Origin of the sequence: Citrobacter amalonaticus (assembly GCF_037053465.1) — a bacterium.
GTDB classification, from domain to species: domain Bacteria; phylum Pseudomonadota; class Gammaproteobacteria; order Enterobacterales; family Enterobacteriaceae; genus Citrobacter_A; species Citrobacter_A amalonaticus_H.
The window spans coordinates 52,848-75,999 of sequence record NZ_JBALIF010000010.1; the positions used below are offsets into that span (position 1 = coordinate 52,848).

The 23,152-nt window shown below is 51.7% G+C and carries 26 protein-coding genes; 15 read left to right on the forward strand and 11 right to left on the reverse strand.

Translation table 11 applies throughout. The features are described 5' to 3' along the window. Positions 1-43 precede the first annotated feature (43 nt). From WB371_RS16675 to WB371_RS16685, 3 genes are read left to right on the forward strand one after another with little or no spacing between them, the layout of a single operon-like run. Entirely contained in the window at positions 44-313 is a 270-nt protein-coding gene (locus WB371_RS16675; RefSeq protein WP_336221151.1) for a hypothetical protein, read from the forward strand. A 32-nt stretch (positions 314-345) separates the two neighbouring features. Next, positions 346-783, forward strand: coding sequence for a PTS sugar transporter subunit IIA (locus WB371_RS16680; protein ID WP_336221152.1), 438 nt, complete (start codon positions 346-348; stop codon positions 781-783). Then, positions 780-1,334 (forward strand): AAA family ATPase, encoded by a 555-nt coding sequence (locus WB371_RS16685; protein WP_336221153.1) that lies wholly within the window; start codon positions 780-782, stop codon positions 1,332-1,334. The genes WB371_RS16680 and WB371_RS16685 overlap by 4 nt, the downstream gene beginning before the upstream one ends. A 33-nt stretch (positions 1,335-1,367) precedes the next feature. On the opposite strand, the gene WB371_RS16690 is transcribed toward WB371_RS16685, so the two are convergent. Continuing rightward, complete coding sequence (locus tag WB371_RS16690; RefSeq protein ID WP_336221154.1) at positions 1,368-1,691, reverse strand: AzlD domain-containing protein; 324 nt, start codon at positions 1,689-1,691, stop codon at positions 1,368-1,370. Next, positions 1,691-2,350 carry an AzlC family ABC transporter permease gene (locus tag WB371_RS16695; RefSeq protein ID WP_336221156.1) on the reverse strand — a complete coding sequence of 220 codons (660 nt, stop codon included), beginning with the start codon at positions 2,348-2,350 and terminating at the stop codon, positions 1,691-1,693. The genes WB371_RS16690 and WB371_RS16695 overlap by 1 nt, the downstream gene beginning before the upstream one ends. A gap of 98 nt (positions 2,351-2,448) precedes the next feature. Between WB371_RS16695 and WB371_RS16700 the strand changes: the two genes are divergently transcribed. Next, positions 2,449-2,997: an XRE family transcriptional regulator gene (locus WB371_RS16700; protein WP_336221157.1), complete on the forward strand. Its 549-nt coding sequence runs from the start codon at positions 2,449-2,451 to the stop codon at positions 2,995-2,997. An 80-nt stretch (positions 2,998-3,077) separates the two neighbouring features. Here the strand turns inward: WB371_RS16700 and rhaM are convergent, their stop codons facing one another. The 5 genes from rhaM to rhaB all read right to left on the reverse strand — a co-directional run bounded on the left by rhaM (position 3,078) and on the right by rhaB (position 8,292). Continuing rightward, positions 3,078-3,392, reverse strand: coding sequence for an L-rhamnose mutarotase (rhaM, locus tag WB371_RS16705; RefSeq protein WP_336221158.1), 315 nt, complete (start codon positions 3,390-3,392; stop codon positions 3,078-3,080). Continuing rightward, positions 3,389-4,537, reverse strand: coding sequence for a lactaldehyde reductase (fucO, locus tag WB371_RS16710; RefSeq protein WP_336221159.1), 1,149 nt, complete (start codon positions 4,535-4,537; stop codon positions 3,389-3,391). Before fucO ends, rhaM begins: the two co-directional genes overlap by 4 nt. 52 nt (positions 4,538-4,589) lie before the next feature. Further along, the gene (gene rhaD, locus WB371_RS16715; protein ID WP_336221160.1) at positions 4,590-5,417 is read right to left on the reverse strand and encodes a rhamnulose-1-phosphate aldolase; all 828 of its coding nucleotides are present in this window, start codon (positions 5,415-5,417) and stop codon (positions 4,590-4,592) included. Between the two features lie 149 nt (positions 5,418-5,566). Next, positions 5,567-6,826, reverse strand: coding sequence for an L-rhamnose isomerase (gene rhaA, locus WB371_RS16720; protein WP_336221161.1), 1,260 nt, complete (start codon positions 6,824-6,826; stop codon positions 5,567-5,569). After that, positions 6,823-8,292 carry a rhamnulokinase gene (gene rhaB, locus WB371_RS16725; protein ID WP_336221162.1) on the reverse strand — a complete coding sequence of 490 codons (1,470 nt, stop codon included), beginning with the start codon at positions 8,290-8,292 and terminating at the stop codon, positions 6,823-6,825. The genes rhaA and rhaB overlap by 4 nt, the downstream gene beginning before the upstream one ends. 300 nt (positions 8,293-8,592) lie before the next feature. Here rhaB and rhaS point away from each other — a divergent pair, with 300 nt between their 5' ends. Further along, positions 8,593-9,429 (forward strand): HTH-type transcriptional activator RhaS, encoded by an 837-nt coding sequence (gene rhaS, locus WB371_RS16730; RefSeq protein ID WP_336221163.1) that lies wholly within the window; start codon positions 8,593-8,595, stop codon positions 9,427-9,429. A gap of 152 nt (positions 9,430-9,581) precedes the next feature. Then, positions 9,582-10,430 (forward strand): HTH-type transcriptional activator RhaR, encoded by an 849-nt coding sequence (gene rhaR, locus WB371_RS16735; protein ID WP_336221164.1) that lies wholly within the window; start codon positions 9,582-9,584, stop codon positions 10,428-10,430. On the opposite strand, the gene rhaT is transcribed toward rhaR, so the two are convergent. Continuing rightward, positions 10,427-11,461 carry an L-rhamnose/proton symporter RhaT gene (rhaT, locus tag WB371_RS16740; protein ID WP_336221165.1) on the reverse strand — a complete coding sequence of 345 codons (1,035 nt, stop codon included), beginning with the start codon at positions 11,459-11,461 and terminating at the stop codon, positions 10,427-10,429. The two genes, rhaR and rhaT, sit on opposite strands and share 4 nt — an antisense overlap. A 288-nt stretch (positions 11,462-11,749) precedes the next feature. Between rhaT and sodA the strand changes: the two genes are divergently transcribed. Beyond that, on the forward strand, positions 11,750-12,370 hold the full coding sequence (sodA, locus tag WB371_RS16745; RefSeq protein ID WP_336221166.1) for a superoxide dismutase [Mn]: 621 nt from the start codon (positions 11,750-11,752) through the stop codon (positions 12,368-12,370). A gap of 59 nt (positions 12,371-12,429) precedes the next feature. Here sodA and WB371_RS16750 read toward each other — a convergent pair whose 3' ends face one another. Continuing rightward, positions 12,430-13,320: a dihydrodipicolinate synthase family protein gene (locus WB371_RS16750; RefSeq protein WP_336221167.1), complete on the reverse strand. Its 891-nt coding sequence runs from the start codon at positions 13,318-13,320 to the stop codon at positions 12,430-12,432. A gap of 154 nt (positions 13,321-13,474) precedes the next feature. Between WB371_RS16750 and yiiM the strand changes: the two genes are divergently transcribed. From yiiM to WB371_RS16770, 4 genes are all read left to right on the forward strand, one after another. Then, on the forward strand, positions 13,475-14,149 hold the full coding sequence (gene yiiM, locus WB371_RS16755; RefSeq protein ID WP_336221168.1) for a 6-hydroxyaminopurine reductase: 675 nt from the start codon (positions 13,475-13,477) through the stop codon (positions 14,147-14,149). A gap of 229 nt (positions 14,150-14,378) precedes the next feature. After that, a complete protein-coding gene (locus WB371_RS16760) occupies positions 14,379-15,083 on the forward strand; it encodes a GntR family transcriptional regulator (RefSeq protein WP_336221169.1) in 705 nt (234 codons plus the stop codon). 8 nt (positions 15,084-15,091) lie between these two features. Beyond that, positions 15,092-16,048: a sugar phosphate isomerase/epimerase family protein gene (locus WB371_RS16765; RefSeq protein ID WP_336221170.1), complete on the forward strand. Its 957-nt coding sequence runs from the start codon at positions 15,092-15,094 to the stop codon at positions 16,046-16,048. Positions 16,049-16,163: 115 nt separating this feature from the next. Further along, complete coding sequence (locus tag WB371_RS16770; RefSeq protein WP_336221238.1) at positions 16,164-17,414, forward strand: MFS transporter; 1,251 nt, start codon at positions 16,164-16,166, stop codon at positions 17,412-17,414. 40 nt (positions 17,415-17,454) lie between these two features. Here WB371_RS16770 and cpxA read toward each other — a convergent pair whose 3' ends face one another. Next, positions 17,455-18,828 carry an envelope stress sensor histidine kinase CpxA gene (gene cpxA / locus WB371_RS16775; protein WP_336221171.1) on the reverse strand — a complete coding sequence of 458 codons (1,374 nt, stop codon included), beginning with the start codon at positions 18,826-18,828 and terminating at the stop codon, positions 17,455-17,457. Beyond that, positions 18,825-19,523 carry an envelope stress response regulator transcription factor CpxR gene (gene cpxR, locus WB371_RS16780; RefSeq protein WP_336221172.1) on the reverse strand — a complete coding sequence of 233 codons (699 nt, stop codon included), beginning with the start codon at positions 19,521-19,523 and terminating at the stop codon, positions 18,825-18,827. The genes cpxA and cpxR overlap by 4 nt, the downstream gene beginning before the upstream one ends. A gap of 150 nt (positions 19,524-19,673) precedes the next feature. Here cpxR and cpxP point away from each other — a divergent pair, with 150 nt between their 5' ends. The 4 genes from cpxP (at position 19,674) to fieF (ending at position 23,063) form a co-directional block, all read left to right on the forward strand. Beyond that, positions 19,674-20,174: a cell-envelope stress modulator CpxP gene (gene cpxP, locus WB371_RS16785; protein WP_336221239.1), complete on the forward strand. Its 501-nt coding sequence runs from the start codon at positions 19,674-19,676 to the stop codon at positions 20,172-20,174. Between the two features lie 262 nt (positions 20,175-20,436). Further along, the gene (locus WB371_RS16790) at positions 20,437-21,450 is read left to right on the forward strand and encodes a DNA-binding protein (protein ID WP_336221173.1); all 1,014 of its coding nucleotides are present in this window, start codon (positions 20,437-20,439) and stop codon (positions 21,448-21,450) included. A gap of 9 nt (positions 21,451-21,459) precedes the next feature. Continuing rightward, positions 21,460-21,924, forward strand: coding sequence for a type II toxin-antitoxin system death-on-curing family toxin (locus tag WB371_RS16795; RefSeq protein WP_336221174.1), 465 nt, complete (start codon positions 21,460-21,462; stop codon positions 21,922-21,924). A 236-nt stretch (positions 21,925-22,160) separates the two neighbouring features. Continuing rightward, positions 22,161-23,063, forward strand: a complete 903-nt coding sequence (fieF, locus tag WB371_RS16800) for a CDF family cation-efflux transporter FieF (protein ID WP_336221175.1) — start codon at positions 22,161-22,163, stop codon at positions 23,061-23,063. Positions 23,064-23,152 lie beyond the last annotated feature (89 nt).

Here is a 23,152-nt window from a genome sequence, read left to right on the forward strand (position 1 = left end):
TTGTTTTTTATTGCCCTGTCATCCATCAGGGTGGGAGATCACTATGTTTGAATCTTTGAAATCACTATGGAAAAAAGAAAAACACCCGCCAGAAGATTATGATGAACAATCTCTCGCCCTGGAAAAAGAAATGGCCAGGCTGGAGGATGAACTTCAGGGCAATCCTGGCAATGGCGAAATACAAAAAGAATTAATGTTGATATATAACCGGGCGTTGTCTGTTTACGCAAAAAGTAAAACGCACCGGCAAGAAATTGATCCGCTTTTTGTCCGTATAGATGAATTACGCAATGTTATTCGCCGCAATATTTAGAGCCTGATCTATCTTGCTCTTAGGGAGTTGTCATGACGATAAAAGAATTACTGATTGAGGCCGATGCGATTCAGGTTGGCATAGCAGAAACTGACTGGCGGAAGGTGATTCAACTCGCGGCCAGCCCACTGATAGAAAGAGGGTATATTTCAGCAGAATATGGTCAGGCGGTTATCGATAATACCCTCAGTCACGGCGCATATTATGTGTTTGATGAAGGCGTTGCGATTCCTCATGCCCGGCCAGAATGTGGTGTGAAGCGCAACTGCTTTAGCCTGGTGTTGCTCAATAAGCCGATTCAGTTTGCTGACAGTGAGGCCGCTGACATTGTCATTATGTTTGGCGCGCAGGACAGTAATGCGCATATTGAAGAGGGCATTCGCGCCATTATCGCCCTGCTGGACAATGATGAACGTATGGCGAAATTGCGGGCGGCGAGTTCCAGAGAAGAGGTGGTTGATCTGCTATGAAACGACACCTGGAGGCGGACTGCAAAACGGTCATCTTAATTAACGGCATCCCGGCGTCCGGTAAAAGCACAATTACCCGTCAGCTATCAGAAATATTCAGCCTGCCGCAACTGACGATTGACGGTATCAAAGAACCCTTTATGGCGAGATTTACCGATATCGACCGGCCCTTCAATCGCCAGTTAGGCTGTGCGGCCTATGAGGTTATCTGGTCGATTGTCGGTCACGCCCCGGCAAGCATTGTCTGGCTGGTTGATGCCTGGTTTGGCTTTCAGCCGCGGGAGACGTTACAGCAACTCTTGCAGCAGGCGGGCGTTGAGAAGGTGGTTGAGGTGTGGAACCACATCACGCCTGAGCTTGCGGTGACGCGCTACGCCACCCGCTTACAGGCGCGTAAACCGGGCCATCCTGGGGAAGAGTATTTGCCTGAACTGGCGCGCCTGGCAGAACGCGCCGGGCCGATGCGGCTGGGGCCGGTATTTACCGTCGACCAACAGCGATTGCCGGAACCCGAAAAGCTAACGCAGTGGATTGAGGCGCAGTTCGATTAACACACATTGCCGGATCGCGTATCCGGCCTGTAATTACGCCATCCCCGCCAGCCGTAACAGTGCCGTGACTACCGCCGCTGCAATAATCACCACGATCAGCGGCATTTTACGCCAGGCGAGGAACACGGCGAACGCCACGCCGAGGACGCGTGCCATACCAGCAAAATGTTCGCCTTCATAGAAGGTGGTTGCCAGCGCGACAGAAAACAGCAGTATTGTAGCGGCGTCGGATAGCAGCGCCTGCGAGCGTTCAGAAAGCGCCAGACGATTACCCAGCTTTGCGCCACCGAGGCGCATCAAATAGGTTCCTGCCGATAAAATGGCAATCCCGACAATGAACAGCGTCATGTTGCCCATTATTTTTTCCTCGTCAGTAAACCCAGCAGGGAGAGCAGAACCGGCAGACCCACCGGTGCAAAGGGAACGGCGGCGAGCGACACGGCGGCACCGCTCAGACTGCGGATCAGCGTGGTGCGGTTTTTAAATGCCGGGACGACGAGCGCCAGTAAGATTGCCGGAAACACAGCATCCAGGCCGATGGTTTCCGGCGCAGGCAACCGTTGCCCCACCACGGTTCCCAGCAACGTGCCCAGCGGCCACAGAATGGCAACGCCCAGGCCGCACAGCCAGTACGCGGCTTTGCGCTGTTCTGGCGTTTTTTGTGATAAACCAAACACCACGCTTTCGTCGTTCATAATGTGACAGCCGAGAAGGCTGGCTGCACGGGTTCCCACCAGATCACGTACCGTTACGCCGAAAGGAATATGGCGGGCATTCACCAGCAAACCGGCTGCTGCGGCGGCTAAGGGATTTCCACCGCTGGCGATAATGCCAATGAACATAAATTCGGACGCGCCCGCCAGCACAAAAATGGAGAGGACAAACGGCACCCAGACCGGGAAGCCATACGCCATCGCCAGTGAACCATAAGACATTCCCACCACGCCCACCGCCAGGCAGACGAGAAAAATCGCTTTTATCGTGTCAGCTTTCAGACAGGAGAAGACGTGTTTCATACTTTAGCCATATCGAACGAATTTCCATTATAATGAACGGGACCAGTTAACTTTACAAGTCGAACAATTCGTTCGATATAAAAAACACGGAGTCGTTAATGACCCAGCCCATCAGTATGATCGCGAAAAGTCTGGTGCGTGAACGTCAGCGTACAGGTTTGTCGCTGGCTGAAATTGCCCGACGGGCAGGGATCGCCAAGTCCACGCTCTCCCAACTGGAAGCGGGAAACGGTAATCCTAGCCTGGAAACGCTCTGGTCGCTGTGCGTGGCGTTGGATATTCCCTTTGCGCGCCTGCTGGAACCGCAGGAGCAAAAAACGCAGGTGATTCGCCGTGGCGAAGGGACAAAAGTCGTGGCCGAGCTGGCCCATTATCAGGCTATTTTACTGGCGGCCTGCCCGCCCGGCGCCCGGCGTGATATCTATCTGCTGATGACGCAGCCAGGTGCAGATCGTATTTCACAGCCGCATCCGCCGGGATCGGTTGAACACATTATTGTGACGCAGGGCAAGGCGATGGTGGGATTGACGGAAGCGCCGGAAGAATTAGGGGAGGGTGACTACATTTGTTACCCCGCCGATCGGGCGCATATCTTTAAAGCGCTGGAGCCTGACACCCAGGCGATTTTGGTTTCTGAGCAAAATTGACATTGCCGGGTGGCGCTATCGCGTATCCGGCCTACAAAAAAACCGTAGGCCCGGTAAGCTTGCGCCACCGGGCACACGACTTACTGCAGATAAAACACTTCTTTTAGCTCTGCGCTTACCGGGCTGTTATCCGGATTGGCAGGCATGACGTCACGCATATATTTCCACCAGCGCTGGCAAACCTCGGTGTTGGCAACGGCATTCCAGCGCTCCTCGGATTCAATCTCGACAGTGGCGAAGAGCAGGTTACGCGCCTTATCGAGATAAATCGCGTAATGGTGTGCGCCGTGCGCTTTCAGCACCGCTTCCAGCTCCGGCCAGATGGGGGTGTGACGACGCTGATACTCGTCGTGCGCGTCGGCATTCACCTGCATTACAAACGCTTTGCGGATCATAACGCCTCCAGGTATAACGCGCGCACGTCGTCACGGCTGGCAGTACGTGGGTTGCATGGCGCGCACGGATCGGCCAGCGCTTTATCCAGCCAGCCTTCGATGTCGTCTTTGGTGACGCCGAGCTTACTGAAACCCACCGGGATCCCGACACGTTGACTCAGCGCGCGGATGGCCTTAATCGCTTCCTGGCTTGCGGCGTCATCGCTCATACCGCGGGTATCAACGCCCATCGCCTGCGCGATTCGGGCAAAGCGGGCCACCGCGTTTGGACGGTTAAAGTTTTCAATAATCGGCAGCAGGATCGCGTTGCAGACGCCATGCGGCAGGTTGTGCGTGGCCCCCGGCTGGTGCGCAAGGGCGTGAACCAGACCCAGCCCCGCGCTGTTAAACGCCATCCCTGCCAGATATTGCCCGAATGCCATCTGCTCGCGCGCTTCCAGGTTGTGGCCCTCATCGACCGCCTTCGGTAACCATTGCGTGATCAATCGAATCGCCTCTAATGCGTTGGCGTCGGTCAGCGGATGCGCGCCCACGGAAACATAGGCTTCAATCGCGTGCGTCAGGGCATCCATACCGGTGGCCGCCGTCACGGAGGCCGGGATGTCCAGCATCACGCTGGCATCGTCCACAGCAATGTCCGGGATGATATTCGGATCGATAATGACCTCTTTGACCTGCCGTTCAGCGTCAATGATGACGGCATTACTGGTCATTTCAGCGGCTGTACCGGCGGTGGTGTTAATGGCGACCAACGGGACGCCCGGATTTTTCACTTTGCCTACGCCGGAATAGGCGGTGGAGGGGGCCGGGTTCGCGGTGAGGATTTTGACGGCTTTTGCGGTGTCGATCGGGCTGCCGCCGCCGAAGGCGATGAGGTAATCACAGTTCGCGTCCTGATACGCCGTATAGCCTTTTTGCACCAGCGCTTCGGTCGGGTTCGGGAACACCTCATCAAACAGATGGTACGACAAGTTATGCGCGTCCAGCGCGGTAAACAGGCTGTCGAGCAGGCCCAACTTGACCAGTTGACCGTCGGTGACGATCAGCGCTTTTCCCCACTGCTTATTCGCAACGAGATTGACCATATCGCCAATCGCGCCCGCGCCGTGCAGGCTGATTTTGGGAAGTGCCAGCATAAAGCTCATGTTTCTCTCCTTAAAATGAGGATATTTCCGGCGGCAAAACGCCGGCATTGCATCAATACAGCGCTAATGCACTGGCGAGCGGGGTGACGCCAAAGCGTTTACCCAGCGCGATCAGCTCTTCGCGGCTGATGGTTTGCTTCATACCGCCCATCGACAGCACTTTGACTAACACCTCGGCGGACTTTTCGGCGGTATCGATCAGTCCAAACGTTTCATCCAGCGTCGGGCCGCTGCCGAATACGCCGTGGAATGGCCACAGCACCAGCGAATGTTTCTGCATTTCCTGCGCGGTGGCCTCGCCGATCTCGTCGGTACCTGGCACCATCCACGGCAGAATGCCCACGCCATCCGGGAATACCACCAGACACTCGGTACTGCCTTCCCACAGTTTGCGGGTAAAAAGCGCCGTCGTGTTTTCCAGCACATAGGTCAGGGCGATCAGGTTGGTGGCGTGGCAGTGCATGATCACGCGATCTTTACCGTGGGTTGTCCGGATGCGTTCGCAGTGAGAGAGGAAGTGCGCGGGCAGTTCAGAGGTGGGCACGGCGTCGTCCGTCAGTCCCCAGAGGATGTGGTAGCCCGCGCCATCGCTGTCCACTTTTACCACGCCTAAGTTAGCGGCGGGATCGAGCTGTACGTTGCGGAAGAATTTGCCGGAGCCCGTCACGATGAACGGCGTGTTCGCCAGCAGCGGCATTGGCTGGCTCAGGGCGATGTAGCGCGGCGTATGGTGGAAATCGGCGCTGAAGGGCGCGATATCTTTTTCATCGAGACGCAGCGTCAGGTTGCCGCCGTTGCGTTCGTCCCACCCTTTCAGCCAGGCGTCGGAGGTGGCTTTAATCATGCCCTGAACGAACCAGGCGTTGAGAATATTTTGCATGTTCGGTGTTCCTGTCTATTTTGTTGCCCGAAATCGCTCGGGTCTTATGTAGGCCGGATAAGCGCAGCGCCATCCGGCATTTGTTTTCTATTTATTGCCGGATGGTGTCGCGATGCGTCTTATCCGGCCTACAGACCAATGGCGTCCGGTTAACGACGTTTGCTCAGAATATCTTTCTCGTAGGCACGCACGCTTTCCAGCCACTGGCTACCGGCGGGCGTGTCATGGCGCTGGCAATACATCTCCCATACCGCCTGCCACGGCAGGGATTTCTGCTCTTCCAGTAGCGCCAGACGCGCGGTGTAATCACCGCTGGCTTCCAGTTGACGCAGGTGTTCGGTGGGTTCCAGCAGGGCGCGCAGCAGCGCTTTTTTCATGTTGCGGGTGCCGATAACCCATGCCGCGATGCGGTTGATGGAAGCATCGAAGAAGTCGAGGCCGATATGAACACGGTCGAACAGGTTGTGGCGCACGATCTCACTGGCAATCGCCTGAGTTTCATCGTCCAGCAGTACCACGTGGTCACTGTCCCAACGCACCGGGCGGCTGACGTGCAGCAACAGGCGCGGTACGAACAGCATGGCGGCGGAGATCTTGTCGGAGATCACTTCTGTTGGGTGGAAGTGGCCCGCATCAAGGCACAGCGCGGTCTGGCGGCTGGTGGCATATCCCATGTAGAACTCGTTGGAGCCGACGGTGTAGCTTTCTGCGCCGATGCCGAAGAGTTTGCTTTCCACGGCGTCGATATGGTGCGCCGGGTCCAGTTTTTCGCTGATGACTTCATCCAGTGCCGCCAGCAGGCGCTGGCGTGGGGCCAGACGGTCCACGGTGATATCTTTCATGCCATCCGGGATCCAGATATTCATCACTGACGGTGTGCCCAACTGTTCGCCAAAGTAAGCGGACACGCGGCGGCTGGCTTTGCAGTGATCGATCCAGAACTGGCGGATGTTGTCGTCGGCATGTGCCAGCGTGAACCCCTCCGCGCTCAGCGGGTGTGAGAAGCAGGAGGGGTTGAAATCCAGCCCCAACTGGTTGGCTTTCGCCCATTGCACCCAGTTTTTAAAGTGCTCCGGCTGGATTTTGTCACGGGCGACCGGGGTGTCTGACTCCAGGTAAATGGCGTGCAGGTTCAGACGTTTTGGGCCGGGGATGAGGCTAAACGCCTGTTCCAGATCGGCGCGCAGTTCATGGGCGTTGCGCGCTTTGCCCGGGTAGTTGCCGGTAGCCTGAATGCCGCCGGTAAGCGATCCTTCCGGGTTTTCGAAACCGGCCACGTCGTCGCCCTGCCAGCAGTGCATTGAGACCGGCAGACGATCGAGCTGGCGCAGGGCCTCCTCGACATCAATACCTACTGCGGCGAAGCGTTGTTTCGCCAGTTCCCAGGCTTGTTCCAGTTGAGTGGTCATGCGCAAAGCTCCTTTGTCTGTCGTTTGGAATGAAATTGCGCAACATAGCGGGCAATTTCACTGTCAGGATTCGGGATAAACGTCGTCAGGTTGTAGTTGGCGGCGATCACCTGACGGAAGTCATCGACGTTGTTCAGTTCATCCAGCGTCATCAACTGGATACCGATATTGCCGAGCGTGGAGGCCTCAATAGGACCCGCCATCACGCGGATTCCACAGGCATCGGCGCAGAGTTGGTTCAATAGCGCGTTCTGACTGCCGCCGCCGACAATGTGCAACTGGCTGAACGTTTCGCCGCGCAGCGTCGCCAGCTCCTGCAAAACGTCGGCATACAGCAGCGCCAGGCTGTCGAAAATACAGCGCGCCAGCTCTGCGTTGCTGTCGGGCACCGGCTGGCCTGATTCGCGGCACGCGGCCTGGATCTCGACGCTCATTTCGCTCGGGTTGATAAAACGATCGTCGTTGGGGTTGATCAGGAAGCGGCAGGCGGGCAACGCCTGTGTTTCGGCAATCAGGGCGGGCAGATCGTCAACTTGTCGCTCTTTCAGCACCCGTTGCAACAGCCACAGCCCCATAATATTTTTCAGTACGCGATAGCGGCCTTCCGCCCCGCCTTCATTGGTGATGTTCGCGGCAAGCGCAGCATCGTTGGTGTACGGCGTTCTGCTTTCAAAACCCATCAACGACCAGGTGCCTGACGAGAGATAGGCGCTGTGTTGATTGGCAAGCGGTGAGGCGATAACCGCACTGGCGGTATCGTGGCTGGCTACGGCCACCACCGGGATCTTATTTTTCTGCGGGCAAATCCAGTAACCGATGACGTTTCCCGGATGCGAGGGGCGACCAAACCAGGTTTTGCTGGCGCCGGTCCACGCCAGCAGGGTTTCATCCCAGTCGTCGCTGTTGATATTGACCAGTTGGGTGGTGGTGGCGTTGGTATATTCCCAGTTCAGTTCGCCCGTCAGACGGTAACTGAAGTAGTCAGGCATCAGCAGCGCATGCGCCACCTGCGCAACCAGTTCCGGTTGTTGTTCAACCAGCGCACGCAGTTGATACAGCGTGTTGAACGGCAGGAACTGGATCCCGCTGCGCTGATAAATATTGCTTTTACCGAGCTGTTCCTGCGCGCGTTGCATTACGCCGGTAGTGCGGCTGTCACGATAAGAAACCGGAAGCCCGACGCGCTGGCCTTGCTTATTGATCAGGACATAGTCCACGCCCCAGGTATCAATGCCGATGCTGTCAATGCGGATGCCTTCATCGCACACTTTTTCCAGCCCCAGGCGGATAGCGTCTTCCAGACTGTCGGGGTCCCACGTGTCGAAACCGTCCTGCTTTTGCAGGCCGTTCACGAAGCGGTGAATTTCCCGTAGCGTCAGGGAACGATGTTCACTGTCGTAACGCGCCAGCATTACACGTCCGCTGGAGGCGCCGAGATCGACAGCGACACAATGGCGAAAAGTCATAGCGAGGTCCTTCTGAGTTTCAATGCGCCCAGTCTAAAAAACCCCGGAATAGCGCACCTTCTCGTTACTGACAGGCAAAATTAGCCGTTGGCAAGAAAGCAAAGGTGAACGTGACGGCATTCACAGTTTCTGCGAATAAGCCGGTTTTCCCCTGATGTGACGGTGTCCGCATTTCCCGATCTTTCCCCGCTTTTCTTGAAAAATTGACCGGGTTTGCGCGATTTTGTGTCGAAAATTTAAGGTGCGGTAATTAACCCTTATTTACTATTTCGGGCATGTTCACTCGATCAGGAAGCCGTCATGACCGTACTGCATAGCGTGGATTTCTTTCCCTCAGGTAAAACGCCGGTAGCCATTGAACCCCGGCTTCCTCAGGCTGCTTTTCCCGAGCATCACCATGATTTTCATGAAATTGTCATTGTTGAACATGGCACGGGTATTCACGTGTTTAACGGTCAGCCCTATACCATTAGCGGCGGGACGGTCTGTTTTGTCCGCGACCATGACAGGCATTTGTATGAACATACGGATAACCTCTGCCTGACCAATGTGCTCTATCGTTCGCCCGATGCATTTCAGTTTTTGGCCGGGCTGAATCAGTTGCTGCCGCAGGAGCAAAATGGCTTATATCCTTCTCACTGGCGGGTGAATCAGAGCGTATTGCAGCAGGTGCGCCAGTTAGTGGCAAAGATGGAACAGGATGACGAGGAGATGGATCTTCCCGGGGTGGCAAATCGCGAAATTCTGTTTATGCAATTGCTGGTGTTGTTACGCAGAAGCAGCCTGATGGAAGGGGGGGATAATAACGATGCGCGTCTGAATCAACTGATGGCCTGGCTGGAAGATCATTTTGCAGAGGAGGTGAGTTGGGAAGCGCTGGCCGATCAGTTTTCGCTTTCCCTGCGCACGCTCCACCGCCAACTGAAGCAGCAGACCGGGTTGACGCCTCAGCGCTATCTGAACCGACTGCGGTTAATCAAAGCCCGTCATTTACTTCGCCATAGTGATGCAAGCGTTACAGAAATTGCTTATCGCTGTGGTTTTGGCGACAGTAATCACTTTTCGACGCTGTTTCGCCGCGAATTCGACTGGTCTCCGCGTGACATTCGCCAGGGACGCGATGCGGTGCTTCAGTAACGCGAAGACTATCAACGTTTTTCGCCGCCAGAATGTGAATAATCATCGATCTGTGATGCCGGATGGCGACGCGATGGCGTCTTATCCGGCCTGGGTGTTTACGTAATTTATCGGCCGGATAAGCCAAGCGCCATCCGGCAGGGAAGACGCGGGTGGCGAATCATCTGGTGCTTTTGAAAGACGACTTCTTTGCGAATGCCAAACAGGCCGTCGCCGTCGCCGATCGCTACCCGCAAAGTGTGTTTGCTGAACACTCGCATGACTTTTGTGAACTGGTGCTGGTCTGGCGCGGTAACGGTTTGCATGTGCTTAACGATCGTCCCTATCGTATTACCCGTGGCGATCTTTTTTACATTCGCGCCGAAGACAAACACTCTTACACCTCTGTCAACGATCTCGTCCTGCAAAACATCATCTATTGCCCGGAACGGCTGACGCTGAATCTGCGTTGGGAAAGCGCAATTCCCGGTTTTAACGGAACGCAAAAGCAACCGCACTGGCGGCTGGGCAGCACAGGAATGGCACAGGCGCGGCAGGTGATAAATCAGCTTGAGCATGAAAGTAATCAGCACGATCCGCTCGCCAACGAGATGGCGGAATTGCTTTTTGGTCAACTGGTGATGATGCTCAAGCGCTATCGTTATGCGACCGATACGCTACCGGCAACCTCCAGCGAAACGTTGCTGGATAAGCTTATCACCGCACTGGCAGGCAGCCTGGAGCGTCCGTTTGCATTAGACAAATTTTGCGATCGGGAAGGGTGTAGTGAGCGCGTACTGCGTCAGCAGTTTCGCAGCCAGACCGGGATGACCATTAACCAGTATCAGCGTCAGGTTCGTGTCTGCCATGCGCAATATCTTCTGCAACACAGCCGCCTGATGATCAGTGAAATTTCGATGCAGTGCGGATTTGAGGACAGTAATTACTTTTCCGTCGTGTTCACGCGGGAAACCGGGATGACGCCCAGCCAGTGGCGTCATCTCAGTAACCAGAGCGATTAGCTGGCCATTCCCAGACCGACGATGTTTGCGGCGATAATGATCACCACACATCCCAGACTCAGTACAGTCACGGGGCGTCGACCGGCGTTCTTCCATTCTTTCAGTACCAGACCGACGATGCCGCCGCACAGGACGTAGAAGCTCATGTGCAGCATCCAACTGATGTAGTCATACTGCGCCGGAATGCGGGCGTGACCCCAGGCGTAGAAAAAGAACTGCAAATACCACATCAGTCCACCCAGTGCGGACAACAGCACGTTGCTGATGATCAGCGGTTTTGCCAGCGAGAAGTCGGCTTTTATCGACAGATCCTTCACTTTTGCCAGACGGATAAAGCAGAATCCCAGGTTTACCAGCGCGCCGCCGCCCATGATGACCACGTAGCTTGGCAGCGCCACATACAACGGGTCTACACCGAGTGCCGCCGCTGCTTCATGCATCGGCTTCGCGGCATTCATCGCAAACGACATCCCTGCGGAGAAAATGCCACACATAATTGCCAGCATCAGCCCTTTTTTCAGGTTGAACTCTTCAGCTTTAATGCCCATTTTGCGCTCTTTGAGCTGGCCCGCGCGGGTGACAATCCCGACGCCAATCAGCGCAACCAGCACTCCGAGCAGGGTCATGCGCCCACCTTCGGTGTGAATCAGCACATCAAAGTTGCCATTGATGATAGGCGTCATCAGCGTACCGACAATCAGCGTGATGCCAATGGCAATGCCAATCCCCATCGACATACCGAGATAGCGCATGGTCAGGCCGTAGTTAATATTGCCGATGCCCCACATTGCGCCAAACAGGAAGACGGGAAGCAGCGTGGAGAGACTGAAAGAACGGTAATAAGCCCAGAAATCAGGCAGCAGCATGGCGCTGATGGCCCAGGGAAGAATCAGCCACGAGACAATCCCGCCAACCGACCACATCGTTTCCCATGACCATTGTTTAACTTGTTTGAACGGCGCATAGAAACAGGCCGCACTGGCCGCACCGATTAAATGCCAAAAGATACCCATCGTAATCGCGTTACTCATCACGTCATCCTCATTGTTTTTTTTCGTCGGTTTTACCCTTCCGACGTCATGAGTTTAAAAATTGCGCAGATGCATAACCTTTCGACAATTGCCGCAGTTCTTCTCTTTCTGGCAATGACTCCGTTAAGTGGGTGATTGGGTTCACATAATCAACAACAGGCGCAACGGAAATAACCTTAGCAAAAGTACGGCATTGATAATCATTTTCAATATCATTTAATTAACTATAATGAACCGACTGCTTACGCGGCGTTAACACCCGGCCGCTCGACAATAATGGAGATGAATATGAGTTATACACTGCCATCCCTGCCGTACGCTTATGATGCGCTGGAACCGCACTTCGATAAGCAGACGATGGAAATTCACCATACCAAACATCATCAGACTTATGTAAACAACGCCAACGCGGCGCTGGAAAGCCTGCCTGAATTCGCCAGCCTGTCTGCTGAAGAACTGATCGCTAAACTGGATCAACTTCCTGCGGACAAGAAAACCGTTCTGCGTAACAACGCGGGCGGTCATGCTAACCACAGCCTGTTCTGGAAAGGACTGAAAAAGGGCACCACCCTGCAGGGCGATCTGAAAGCGGCTATCGAACGTGATTTCGGTTCTGTTGATAACTTCAAAGCAGAATTTGAAAAAGCGGCAGCGACCCGCTTCGGTTCCGGTTGGGCGTGGCTGGTGCTGAAGGGCGACAAACTGGCGGTCGTTTCTACGGCTAACCAGGATTCCCCGCTGATGGGTGAAGCGATCTCTGGCGCGTCTGGTTTCCCGATTGTGGGCCTGGATGTGTGGGAACACGCTTACTACCTGAAATTCCAGAACCGCCGTCCGGACTACATCAAAGAGTTCTGGAACGTAGTGAACTGGGACGAAGCGGCTGCCCGTTTCGCAGCGAAAAAATAAGTCTTAGTTAACAAGACATCGCATTTCTATAGCCCCGCCAGCGCTGCTGGCGGGGCTTTTTAACGGCCAAATACCTCATCAATCGTGCGGCATTCATACTCACTCAGTTCCCCGCCCGCATTACGCGACACGCCAGTACAGTAACCATATTTACGCGATACCACGGTTTTGATAGTCGTAACAAAATCCTCACCGATGGCATAAATCGACATGTACACGCCAATCTTCTGCTGAATGTCGCGCAAAGTTGCCAAATCGCCGGCCTTAAACGCCTCGCGCGCGCTGACAAAAAGCTCCGGCATAACGTTGTTTAACCCGGAGATAATGCCAGCTCCGCCTGCCAGAAGATTAGGAATGAAATATTCGTCATAGCCTGAAAGTACGGCAAAATCATCACGCACCGCACGGGTGGCCTGGATCATACTGCGGGTATGCGACTGGCAGTCGACGGTATCTTTAATACCGGCAAAGTTCGGGAACTCGCAGGCAAGTGTTGCCACCAGTTCGGGGGTTAAATCGCAGCCAGTGCGTGCCGGGAAGTTATAGGCAAACCATTTCCCGCTAATCTTTTGCCCCAACTCGCGAAAGTAGCTCAATAACTGTTTCGGCGTTTGACCGTAGTAATACGGTGGCAGGACCATTACTGCATCGTAACCGGTGCGGTGCGCTTCCTGCGCCATCTGTAATACGTCGTGGACGCAGGTAGAAGAGACGTTAGCCACCATCTTCAGCGGGCTCATGGCACGCGCCTCGCGAATCAACAGTAGCCGTTCGTCAAGGGTGAAGGAAGCGAACTCTCCGATACTGCCCATCAGCAAAATAACGTCGATTTTTGCTTCAGTCAGGCGTTGAAGATGTTGCTTCAGACCGTTGAGGTCGATATTTCCGTCCTGGTCCATTGGCGTAATGGAGGGGCACCAGACGCCAGCAAACTGCGTTTGACTTGTCACGTTGTTGACTCCTTATTATGAAATGGTGTTTCAAAATCACCTGTTATAGATAGCATGCCTGTCTGCGCGTCGTGTGAACCGTGCTCTCATTTTGCACGGCTGAGGTTAAATAATTATGGTTAAATAGGGCAAATTCATCGGAGAGAGGGACCAGATGCGATATCCAGTAGACGTATTCAGCGGCAAAATTCAGGATTATCCGGGAAGCCGTCCCAGCGCGATTGGCAAAATTCAGGTTGATGGTGAGCTGATGCTGACGGAGCTGGGGCTGGAAGGCGATGAGCAGGCGGAAAAGAAGATCCACGGCGGGCCGGATCGTGCGCTGTGCCACTACCCGCACGAGCATTATCTGTACTGGGCACGAGAGTTTCCGGACCAGGCTGATCAATTCGTTGCCCCGGCTTTTGGTGAAAACCTCTCTACCGATGGCCTGACGGAACAACATGTTTATATCGGCGATATCTTTCGCTGGGGCGACGCGCTGATTCAGGTTACGCAGCCGCGTTCGCCGTGCTTTAAGCTCAATTTTCACTTTGGCATTAGCGATATGGCAAGTCTGATGCAAAATTGTGGCAAAACAGGCTGGCTGTACAGCGTTGTTGCGCCGGGCATAGTGTCAGCCGATGCGCCGCTGGAACTGGTCTCCCGCGTCAGCGATGTCAGCGTCCAGGAGGCTGCCGCCATAGCCTGGCATATGCCCTTTGATGATGAGCAGTACCATCGTTTGCTGTCAGCGGCGGGGCTGTCAAAGAGCTGGACGCGAACGATGCAAAAACGTCGGTTAAGCGGCAAGATCGAAGATCAAACCCGGCGTTTGTCGGGAAAGTAAAGTTACCCGTCTTTGCGATTAAATCAGGTGTCTGCACCTGATTTAATCTCCCTTCGATTTACTCCCCACATAGCGAAAAATCGGATAAAAACCCTGCCTGTTACGACGTGCTTTAAAGCCATTCCTGATACCTGGTCCACAAAAAAGAAGTTTGTATCGAAAAAAAACTTGTGTATTCCCTGCACTCAAATATCTTATCTACAAATTGGTTTAAACCAGATTGGTAAAGATGAAAAAGAAAAACAATGTTGATGTGCTCAGAGAGCGCTTTGAAAACTGGTTAAACGAGAAAAATTTACCTGCGGGCTCTAAACTGCCCTCAGAGAGGGAGTTATGTGAGTTGCTGGATGCAAAGCGCATGACCTTACGCCAGGTGCTTATCGAGCTTGAGATTGATGCACGTATTTTCAGAAAGAACCGCAGTGGCTGGTTTATTTCTTCGAAGCGATTTATTTATAACCCTAAATCACTTTCAAGCTTCAATGCCGAAGCGCGTGCGCAGGGGCGCGAGCCTTTTTGGGATTATTTAACAAAAGAAGCTGTTGAGTCGGTTCCACACCATGTTGATGATGTTTTTCTGTCTTCTGGCGATCGGTATCTTATTACCGGCTGGTGCGGCCTCGATTCACATAAAGTATTTTATCATGAATCCTATATTGATGCCGATGTTGCGCCAGGGTTCATTAACAAACTGGGAAATCAGTCTTTTGCCAGCGTCTGGGAAAATGCGTTTGGGCAGCTTTTAAACATTAAAGAAATGGTTTTTAAACCAGTTAATATGCCAGAAATTGCCTGCAAAGAGCTGGGGGTTGCACCTAATACTTATGGAATTTTAGTAGAGAAACATCGGGCTACCCGAGATAAAAAAGTGGTTCAGGTCGATTTTGAATACTGGCGGCTTGAATCTGTGGAACTAGTTATTCGTGATGAATGAGAAAAATAATGGGAAAATGTAACCATGAACTTCTTGCTGAACGCGCGAGAAATATACCACTGTATCTACATGCTTATGCCTTCCATCTGAACATGCGCTATGAGAGAGTCCTCCCGGGCGATCTTTTGGATATTGCACATCAGCAGAAATTAAAGGGTGTGAAAATACATGTTGAGGATGGTGAGTCCCAGTCATTGCAGAAACTGAACGCACAGCAGTTACAAGATTTTAAAGAGAAGGCTACGAAATATAATCTGGATGTGCATATCGAAACAAGTGCTTCGGACAAGGAGACGTTGACAGATGCTATCCGTATTGCGAAGGCTACCGGAGCAACATCAGTACGTTTTTACCCGCGTTATGAGGGATACCTGAACGATGTCATGTTGAAAATTGCCAATGATATAGGGTGGTTGTCGCAGTATGATGATTGCGGATTAAGTTTTACCATCGAGCAGCACGAAGATCTGCAAAGCCATGAACTGGTGAAGCTGGTTAAGAATAGTGGAATGAAGAACCTCTCTATCCTGTTTGATTTTGGCAATATGATTAATGCTAATGAGCAGCCACTTTCTGCGCTTGAGGTCATGTCTCCGCTCATCACTCAGGTACATATCAAAGACGCTAAAATTATTAAAGAGGGTAAAGGCTGGGGGCATGAGGCTTGTCGTTCAGGATACGGTGATTTACCGATGGAAGATATGCTTAAGGCATTATTACTTTTAGGTGAAGAACAACCGCAAGTATATGCATTTGGACTTGAAGAGGAGGTTGAATACTATGCTCCGGCATTTCGTTTCGACGATGAGGGAGATAATCCCTGGATCCCCTGGCGCGAGGCAAGTTATACACCATTACCCGATAGTAACATGATTGATACACGACTGGCACAGGAAACAGAAGATGCTCTTTCTCAAATTAAATACATCCGTAGTTTATGTGACAAGATTATAAGTAACAAATAAAATAATTAAAATGCATAGCTAATGTTTAAAGGGTTATGAAAATAACTCTCAGGTTATTATTAATAAAATAATTTAAATATTTCTCTCAACAAGCAATGAGGGTTAAATCATGTTCATGAATAAATGGGCAAGACTCTGCTTTCTGATTTTAGGCGGCGGTACAATATTCAAACTTTCAAGTATGAAAGATGTTTTTTATGTACCAATGCAGAATGACTGGGGTTTAACCAATACACAAATTGGTTTGAGTTTTACGGTTTATACGATTGTTCAGACAACGGGGCTTTTTCTTTCACTTTATATAGCCGACCGTTATTCCAAAAAAATATTATTACCGTTAGGTTTGATCGGTGTTGGGCTATGTGGCTTATATTTAGCGACACTACCCTCATTTATCGGGTATCTCGTTTGCTTTGCCGCAATGGCTTTCTTTGCCGATGTAGTTTATTGGCCGGTGTTGCTAAAAGCCGTTCGTCTGTTGGGTACGCAAGAAGAGCAAGGGCGCATGTTTGGCTTTTTAGAAGCCGGACGTGGTGTGGTGGATGTGATTGTCGCTTCCGGTGCCTTGTTTGTCTTCGTCCAGTTCGGTGAAGGAAAAGCAGGTATGCAGGCGGGTCTTCTGTTTTATACGGTAATTACGCTTGCAGCGGGTATTGTGACTTACTTTATTGTCGATGATGACAATGTGAAAGGTGGCGAAAAATCCAGCGCCAACATGGAAGTGCTCAAAGGTATCAAGCATGTTTTGTCCTGCCCTAACGTCTGGCTGGCTTCTTTAGGGATTTTCTTCGTTTACGCCGCTTATTGTGGGCTGACTTACTTTATCCCGTTCCTCAAGGATATCTATATGTTACCGGTTGCGCTCGTCGGCGCATACGGCATCATCAATCAGTATGCGTTAAAAATGGTGGGGGGACCGATTGGCGGACTGTTGGCGGATAAGGTCGCTAAATCACCGACGGTGTACCTGAAATGGACCTTTCTTATCTCAGCCGTTGCGATGCTTGTTTTCATGCAGTTACCGCATCAAACAATGAATGTGTATATCGGCATGGTGGCAACACTCGGGTTCGGGGCGATTATTTTCTCACAGCGAGCCATTTTCTTTGCACCGATGGATGAGATTGGTACTCCGCGTGAATATGCGGGTTCGGCTATGGCATTTGGTTGCATCATCGGCTACATGCCAGCGATGTTTGCGTACACGCTATACGGCTATTTGCTGGATAACAACAGCGGAATCACTGGATATAACTATGTTTTTAGCGTGATGATTGCATTTAGCTTAATGGGCTTTATCTGCTCGACGATTCTGGTTAAGCGGATTAAAAAGCAAAAGCTGGCGGCTACGGTGGCAGCAGCGTAAATTAAGGGCTTCCCCGGTACTTCATCACCGGGGAAGCATGTTACGAGCGCTTATACAGCGGCAACCAAATCACCAGTCGTAATCCCCCCAGCGGGCTGTCTTCGGCTTTTACCCAGCCGCGATGCTGCTGAATGGCGGTTTCCACAATCGCCAGACCGAGACCGGTTCCGCCGGATTCGCGATCGCGCGCTTCGTCGGTACGATAGAACGGGCGGAAAATCTGCTCCCGGTCTTCCGGGCTGACGCCTGGGCCGTCATCATCCACCGTTATCGTAATGCCCTCTTTATCCACCGCGAAGCCGACTTCAATTTTCGTATGCGAATAGCGCAGGGCGTTACGGACGATGTTTTCCAGCGCACTTTCCAGCGCGTTCGGGTTACCGTATAGCGGCCACGGGCCTGGCGGGAAATTCACCGTTAATGATTTCCCCATCTGCTCCGCTTCAAACGCGGCGTTATCCAGCACTTCGCTCCACAGATGATTGGCTTTCATGGTTTCGCTGACCAGCGCGTTTTTCTGCTGATTACGTGACATCACCAGCAGGTCGTTGATCATGCTGTCCAGACGCTGGGCTTCGGTCTCAATACGCTCCAGCTCTTTGCTCTCACCGCTGCGACGACGCAATAGCGCGGTTCCCAGTTGTAAGCGGGTAAGCGGCGTTCTGAGTTCGTGCGAGATATCCGACAACAGGCGTTGCTGGGTGGTCATCATCCGCTCCAGCGCAGTCACCATCTGGTTAAAACTGGCCCCGGCGGCAAGGAACTCCTGCGGGCCGGCTTCCAGCTCCGGATGTTGGCGCAGGTTACCCTGAGCCACCTCATCCGCTGCGTTTTTCAACTTACGCGCCGGTTTCGCCAGGCTCCACGCCAGCCACAACAGCAGTGGCGAGCTGACCAACATCGTGACAATTAACAGCAATAGCGGGCGGTCAAACAGCAGGTTGATAAAATCGGATTGGGAACTGCTGGCTGGTCGAATCAGGTAAAGCTGGTAGTTATCTTCCCCATCTCTGACGGAGAATGGCCCTACCATTTCTACGCGACCGTATTTTTTCTTCTGCGGATGATCGGCGTTATCCGCCTGACCAATAAAGTTGCGAATGATCTGCATTTCACTGCGTTCTGCGCCGATCACGCGCCCTTCGGTGGTCACAAGTAATAGCCGCTGTCCTGGCGGCGCCCACTTATCAATCGCACGGAACAAGCGACGCCACCACATTAAATCATTGGGTGGATCGTTCGCCAGTTCAGCTTCTACGTGTTGCTCAATCATCAACCCCTGGCGCTGCTCGCTGTCCAGTAGCTCGGTCATCTGGCGTGAGTCGAGCTTGGGTAACATCAGTACCAACATCAACACCAGTGCCAGCGTCAACCAGAAGATGGCAAAGATGCGTGCGGTTAAGCTCCCTATCATGAAGCGGAAACCATCAGATAGCCGCGACCACGCAGAGTTTTAAACCAGGGGTGTCCGTCTTTACGCTCCGGCAGTTTACGACGCAGATTCGAGATATGCATATCGATGGCACGGTCAAAAGGCGTCAGGCGCTTGCCCAGCACTTCCTGGCTCAAATGTTCACGCGAGACCACCTGGCCGAGATGCTGCGCCAGCAGATAGAGCAAAGTGAACTCGGTGCCGGTTAACTCCAGCGTCTGACCATCAAAGCTGGCTTCCTGGCGACCCGGATTGAGGCTCAGGGCATCCACTTCCAGCGTTGGTGAGCTGTTATCGTTACTCTGTTGCTGTTCGCTCCAGTGCGAGCGGCGCAAAATAGCGCGGATACGCGCGACCAGTTCGCGATCGTTAAACGGTTTGGGCAAATAGTCATCCGCGCCCAGTTCGAGGCCAAGTACGCGATCCAGTTCGCTGCCGCGAGCGGTCAGCATAATAACGGGGGTCTGGTGTGTCTGGCGAAGCGCTTTGAGCGTATCAATGCCGTTTTTCTTCGGCATCATCACATCAAGCAAAAGTAAATCAATGCTGTCGTCCAGAAGCTCAAGCGCCTGCTCCCCATCGTGGGCAACCAGCACATTGAAGCCTTCCATTTCGAGCAGCTCCTTTAGCAGGGAAGTCAGCTCTCGGTCATCATCAACTAACAGGATTTTATTCATCGTTTAAGTACCTCCGAGGCAGAAATTACGTCATCGGGCGTCGCTAATCCATGACTTTACGTTGTTTTACACCCCCTGACGCATGTTTGCAGCCCGAATCGTAAACTGTCTCTCGTTGAATCGCGACAGAAAAGATTTTGGGAGCAAATGATGCGCAAAGTTACCGCTGCCGTCATGGCCTCAACGCTGGCACTCAGTACTGTTAGCCATGCTGCTGAAGTCGTTACAGGCGATAACTGGCACCCGGGCGAACCCCCTGCGCCGCGCACTGTACAAAGCCATATGTTTGACGGCATAAGTTTAACCGAACATCAACGTCAACAGATGCGAGATCTGATGCAACAGGCCCGACATGAACAGCCGCCTGTTAATGTTAGCGAAATGGAGACGATGCATCGTCTTATTACCGCAGAAAAATTTGATGAAACCGCTGTACGCGCTCAGGCAGAAAAGATGGCGCAGGCACAGGTTACCAGACAGGTCGAAATGGCTAAGGTGCGTAACCAGATGTATCACCTGCTGACGCCGGAGCAGCAAGCGGTTTTAAACGAGAAACATCAACAACGAATGGAGCAGTTGCGCGACGTGACGCAATGGCAAAAAAGTTCATCGTTGAAGTTATTGAGTAGTAGCAACTCACGTTCCCAGTAGCAAACCCTGTTTTCCTTGCCATAGACACCATCCCTGTCTTCCCCCACATGATGTGGGGGTTTTTTTTATCAATAACTTAGAAAAAACCCTTAAAAATCAGCCTATCATTAAACCGCTATAAGCAGTTGTAAGGTGCCTGGAGCGTTTGATGTAGACATTATGTAGACAGCATGTATTCCTGAAAAAGCGACTCCATAATCTAAAAAGCAGTGTAATTAAATGGTATCTTAACGGCATCAACACCCCTCTCAAAGGCATGGGTATGGCTAAAGATCTCACTACTTCAGCACATGACAGACAAAACATTCTCAATAATTCGTATGCACTTAAGCACGCCGAAAAGCATCTGGCTCTGGGAGGTGTGGAATTTGGAGGCGAAAAGGTTTTTACCAAAAATCAACTCGTTGAGTTATTTGCTGTAAGTGATGCAACGATCGAAAGATACATCACAAGTAATCTTGATGAATTGAAAAACAATGGCTACATGGTTCTGAAAGGAAGAACTCTTAGAGATTTCAAAGAGGTAGCTGATGGTACCCTCATGGGTGAGGGTACCAAAACATCAATACTTGGTGTGTTCAAGTTTAGAGCCGTGCTGAACCTGGCGATGTTGCTTGTAGAGAGTGAACAGGCAAAGATCGTTCGTACTCGTTTACTTGATATCGTAATTGATACATTGGCTGAGCGCGCTGGCGGGCAGACCAAGTATATCAATCAGAGAGATGAAGATTATCTGGTTGCAGCATTCAAAGAAGAAAGCTACAGAAAACAATTCACAGACGCTCTTAATGAGTATGTCGATGGGCCAGGATGGAAGTTTGGGAAACTGACTAATTCGATATACCAAAGTATTTTCCACGAGAATGCTAATGAGTACCGCACCGTATTGAAACTACATCAAAACGACAAAATTCGTGACACTATGTACTCGGAAGTATTGACTCTCATTGCAAGTTTTGAAGCTGGGCTAGCCCATGAAATCAAAGAAAAATCGGTCCAACTAGGCAGAAAACTGACATACAAGGAAGCCGAATCAATTTTGTTAATAATGGAAAAACATCCACTTTACGAACCAATGTTAGTGGATGTCAGGACCAAAATGGCGAGTCGTGATTTATGTTTTCGTGATGCATTGCACGAGAAGTTGGAAGCATATGTGAGAGCTGTTCCAGAAGGTGATTTCGAACGATTTCTGGGAGAAAAAAGTAAATCGCTGGAAGATAGACTCATTGATCCTGAGACCCTAGAAGTATTTAAACGATTGAAAGATCGATAAGGGGTTAAAATGGAAGAAATCCCGTTTATTTACTTTGATATTGAACATGCAATACGTGTGCATGATTGGATCATTGATAACACTGGTGGGCTTCATGGCATCAAGGATCGAGGTGTCCTTGAGAGTGTACTCGAACATGTGCAAAACGATTTGTATTACCCGAGCCTTGAAGAAAAGCTGACACATTTACTTTTTTCAATCAATAAGTTTCATGCTTTCTCCGATGGAAATAAAAGATCAAGTATTGCACTGTCAGCCTACTTCTTGGAAATCAACGGGCTTGGGCATTGTGTGCAACTTTTTGTCCATGAAATGGAAAATATTGTCGTTTGGGTTGCTGAAGGGGCCATAGACAAGGGGCTGTTGATGGGTATTGTTCATGATCTTGTTCTTTGCGAAGAGCTTCAAGAGGGAACTAAATTGGAGATAGCGATCACTGTTTCAGTTCATAGGGATCAAGTGGCAGGGCAATAAACTACCCTTGCCGCGAATTTTAAGCGGTCAAGGGTATATCGAAGTGTAGTCAAAATGTAGACGAAGATTAGAATAAATCCTTTTATTCCAGTTTGTTACGTGCTGAATATCTTCACCATCCCTGTCTTCCCCCACATGATGTGGGGGTTTTTTTTGCCTGAAAATTGTCATCATCATAATCACTGACTGTCTTACGTCATCCGTTATACTAGCGGCATAAGATGGCAGGAGTGTTTATGAATCAATCCTATGGGCGGTTGATCAGCCGGGCGGCGATTGCCGCAACAGTGATGGCATCGCTGTTACTTTTGATCAAAATTTTTGCGTGGTGGTATACCGGTTCGGTCAGTATTCTGGCGGCACTGGTCGATTCGCTGGTGGACATCGCCGCATCGCTCACTAACCTGTTAGTGGTGCGCTATTCGCTACAGCCTGCGGATGATGAGCATACCTTTGGGCATGGGAAGGCGGAGTCACTGGCCGCGCTGGCACAAAGCATGTTTATTTCCGGTTCGGCGCTGTTTTTGTTTTTAACGGGTATTCAGCATTTGATAACGCCAACGCCGATGAACGATCCTGGTGTCGGGGTTGTCGTTACGATTATTGCCTTGATATGTACTGTGGTTCTGGTCTCGTTTCAGCGTTGGGTGGTGAAGCGGACGCAAAGCCAGGCGGTACGGGCGGATATGCTTCATTATCAGTCTGATGTTATGATGAACGGTGCTATTCTCGTGGCGCTCGGGCTTGCGTGGTATGGCTGGCATCGTGCAGACGCATTGTTTGCATTGGGGATTGGCATCTATATTTTATATAGTGCATTACGCATGGGCTATGACGCCGTGCAGTCCTTACTGGATCGCGCGTTACCCGATGCAGAACGTCAGGATATTTTTGAAATCGTGACCTCCTGGCCTGGCGTCAGTGGTGCTCACGATCTCCGAACGCGGCAGTCAGGGCCGACCCGCTTTATTCAAATTCATTTGGAAATGGAAGATAATCTGCCGCTCGTTCAGGCGCATAGGGTGGCTGAACAGGTAGAGCAGGAGATTTTGCGGCGTTTTCCGGGTTCCGATGTCATTATTCATCAGGATCCGTGTTCCGTCGTTCCCACGGAAGACAAAAGGTTAGAGCTTTCGTAAGTGAGAGTAAAAAAGAGAGCCAGACCCGCATTTTGTGTATAAATTACCGCCATTTGGCCTGACCTGAATCAATTCAGCAGGAAGTGATT

What these genes read in the sequence shown, in the direction of transcription:
- WB371_RS16675 (WP_336221151.1), top strand. Translation starts at nt 44, where the DNA reads ATGTTTGAATCTTTGAAATCACTATGGAAAAAAGAAAAACACCCGCCA.
- WB371_RS16680 (WP_336221152.1), top strand. Translation starts at nt 346, where the DNA reads ATGACGATAAAAGAATTACTGATTGAGGCCGATGCGATTCAGGTTGGC.
- WB371_RS16685 (WP_336221153.1), top strand. Translation starts at nt 780, where the DNA reads ATGAAACGACACCTGGAGGCGGACTGCAAAACGGTCATCTTAATTAAC.
- WB371_RS16690 (WP_336221154.1), bottom strand. Translation starts at nt 1,691, where the DNA reads ATGGGCAACATGACGCTGTTCATTGTCGGGATTGCCATTTTATCGGCA.
- WB371_RS16695 (WP_336221156.1), bottom strand. Translation starts at nt 2,350, where the DNA reads ATGAAACACGTCTTCTCCTGTCTGAAAGCTGACACGATAAAAGCGATT.
- WB371_RS16700 (WP_336221157.1), top strand. Translation starts at nt 2,449, where the DNA reads ATGACCCAGCCCATCAGTATGATCGCGAAAAGTCTGGTGCGTGAACGT.
- rhaM (WP_336221158.1), bottom strand. Translation starts at nt 3,392, where the DNA reads ATGATCCGCAAAGCGTTTGTAATGCAGGTGAATGCCGACGCGCACGAC.
- fucO (WP_336221159.1), bottom strand. Translation starts at nt 4,537, where the DNA reads ATGAGCTTTATGCTGGCACTTCCCAAAATCAGCCTGCACGGCGCGGGC.
- rhaD (WP_336221160.1), bottom strand. Translation starts at nt 5,417, where the DNA reads ATGCAAAATATTCTCAACGCCTGGTTCGTTCAGGGCATGATTAAAGCC.
- rhaA (WP_336221161.1), bottom strand. Translation starts at nt 6,826, where the DNA reads ATGACCACTCAACTGGAACAAGCCTGGGAACTGGCGAAACAACGCTTC.
- rhaB (WP_336221162.1), bottom strand. Translation starts at nt 8,292, where the DNA reads ATGACTTTTCGCCATTGTGTCGCTGTCGATCTCGGCGCCTCCAGCGGA.
- rhaS (WP_336221163.1), top strand. Translation starts at nt 8,593, where the DNA reads ATGACCGTACTGCATAGCGTGGATTTCTTTCCCTCAGGTAAAACGCCG.
- rhaT (WP_336221165.1), bottom strand. Translation starts at nt 11,461, where the DNA reads ATGAGTAACGCGATTACGATGGGTATCTTTTGGCATTTAATCGGTGCG.
- sodA (WP_336221166.1), top strand. Translation starts at nt 11,750, where the DNA reads ATGAGTTATACACTGCCATCCCTGCCGTACGCTTATGATGCGCTGGAA.
- yiiM (WP_336221168.1), top strand. Translation starts at nt 13,475, where the DNA reads ATGCGATATCCAGTAGACGTATTCAGCGGCAAAATTCAGGATTATCCG.
- WB371_RS16760 (WP_336221169.1), top strand. Translation starts at nt 14,379, where the DNA reads ATGAAAAAGAAAAACAATGTTGATGTGCTCAGAGAGCGCTTTGAAAAC.
- WB371_RS16765 (WP_336221170.1), top strand. Translation starts at nt 15,092, where the DNA reads ATGGGAAAATGTAACCATGAACTTCTTGCTGAACGCGCGAGAAATATA.
- WB371_RS16770 (WP_336221238.1), top strand. Translation starts at nt 16,164, where the DNA reads ATGAATAAATGGGCAAGACTCTGCTTTCTGATTTTAGGCGGCGGTACA.
- cpxA (WP_336221171.1), bottom strand. Translation starts at nt 18,828, where the DNA reads ATGATAGGGAGCTTAACCGCACGCATCTTTGCCATCTTCTGGTTGACG.
- cpxR (WP_336221172.1), bottom strand. Translation starts at nt 19,523, where the DNA reads ATGAATAAAATCCTGTTAGTTGATGATGACCGAGAGCTGACTTCCCTG.
- cpxP (WP_336221239.1), top strand. Translation starts at nt 19,674, where the DNA reads ATGCGCAAAGTTACCGCTGCCGTCATGGCCTCAACGCTGGCACTCAGT.
- WB371_RS16790 (WP_336221173.1), top strand. Translation starts at nt 20,437, where the DNA reads ATGGCTAAAGATCTCACTACTTCAGCACATGACAGACAAAACATTCTC.
- WB371_RS16795 (WP_336221174.1), top strand. Translation starts at nt 21,460, where the DNA reads ATGGAAGAAATCCCGTTTATTTACTTTGATATTGAACATGCAATACGT.
- fieF (WP_336221175.1), top strand. Translation starts at nt 22,161, where the DNA reads ATGAATCAATCCTATGGGCGGTTGATCAGCCGGGCGGCGATTGCCGCA.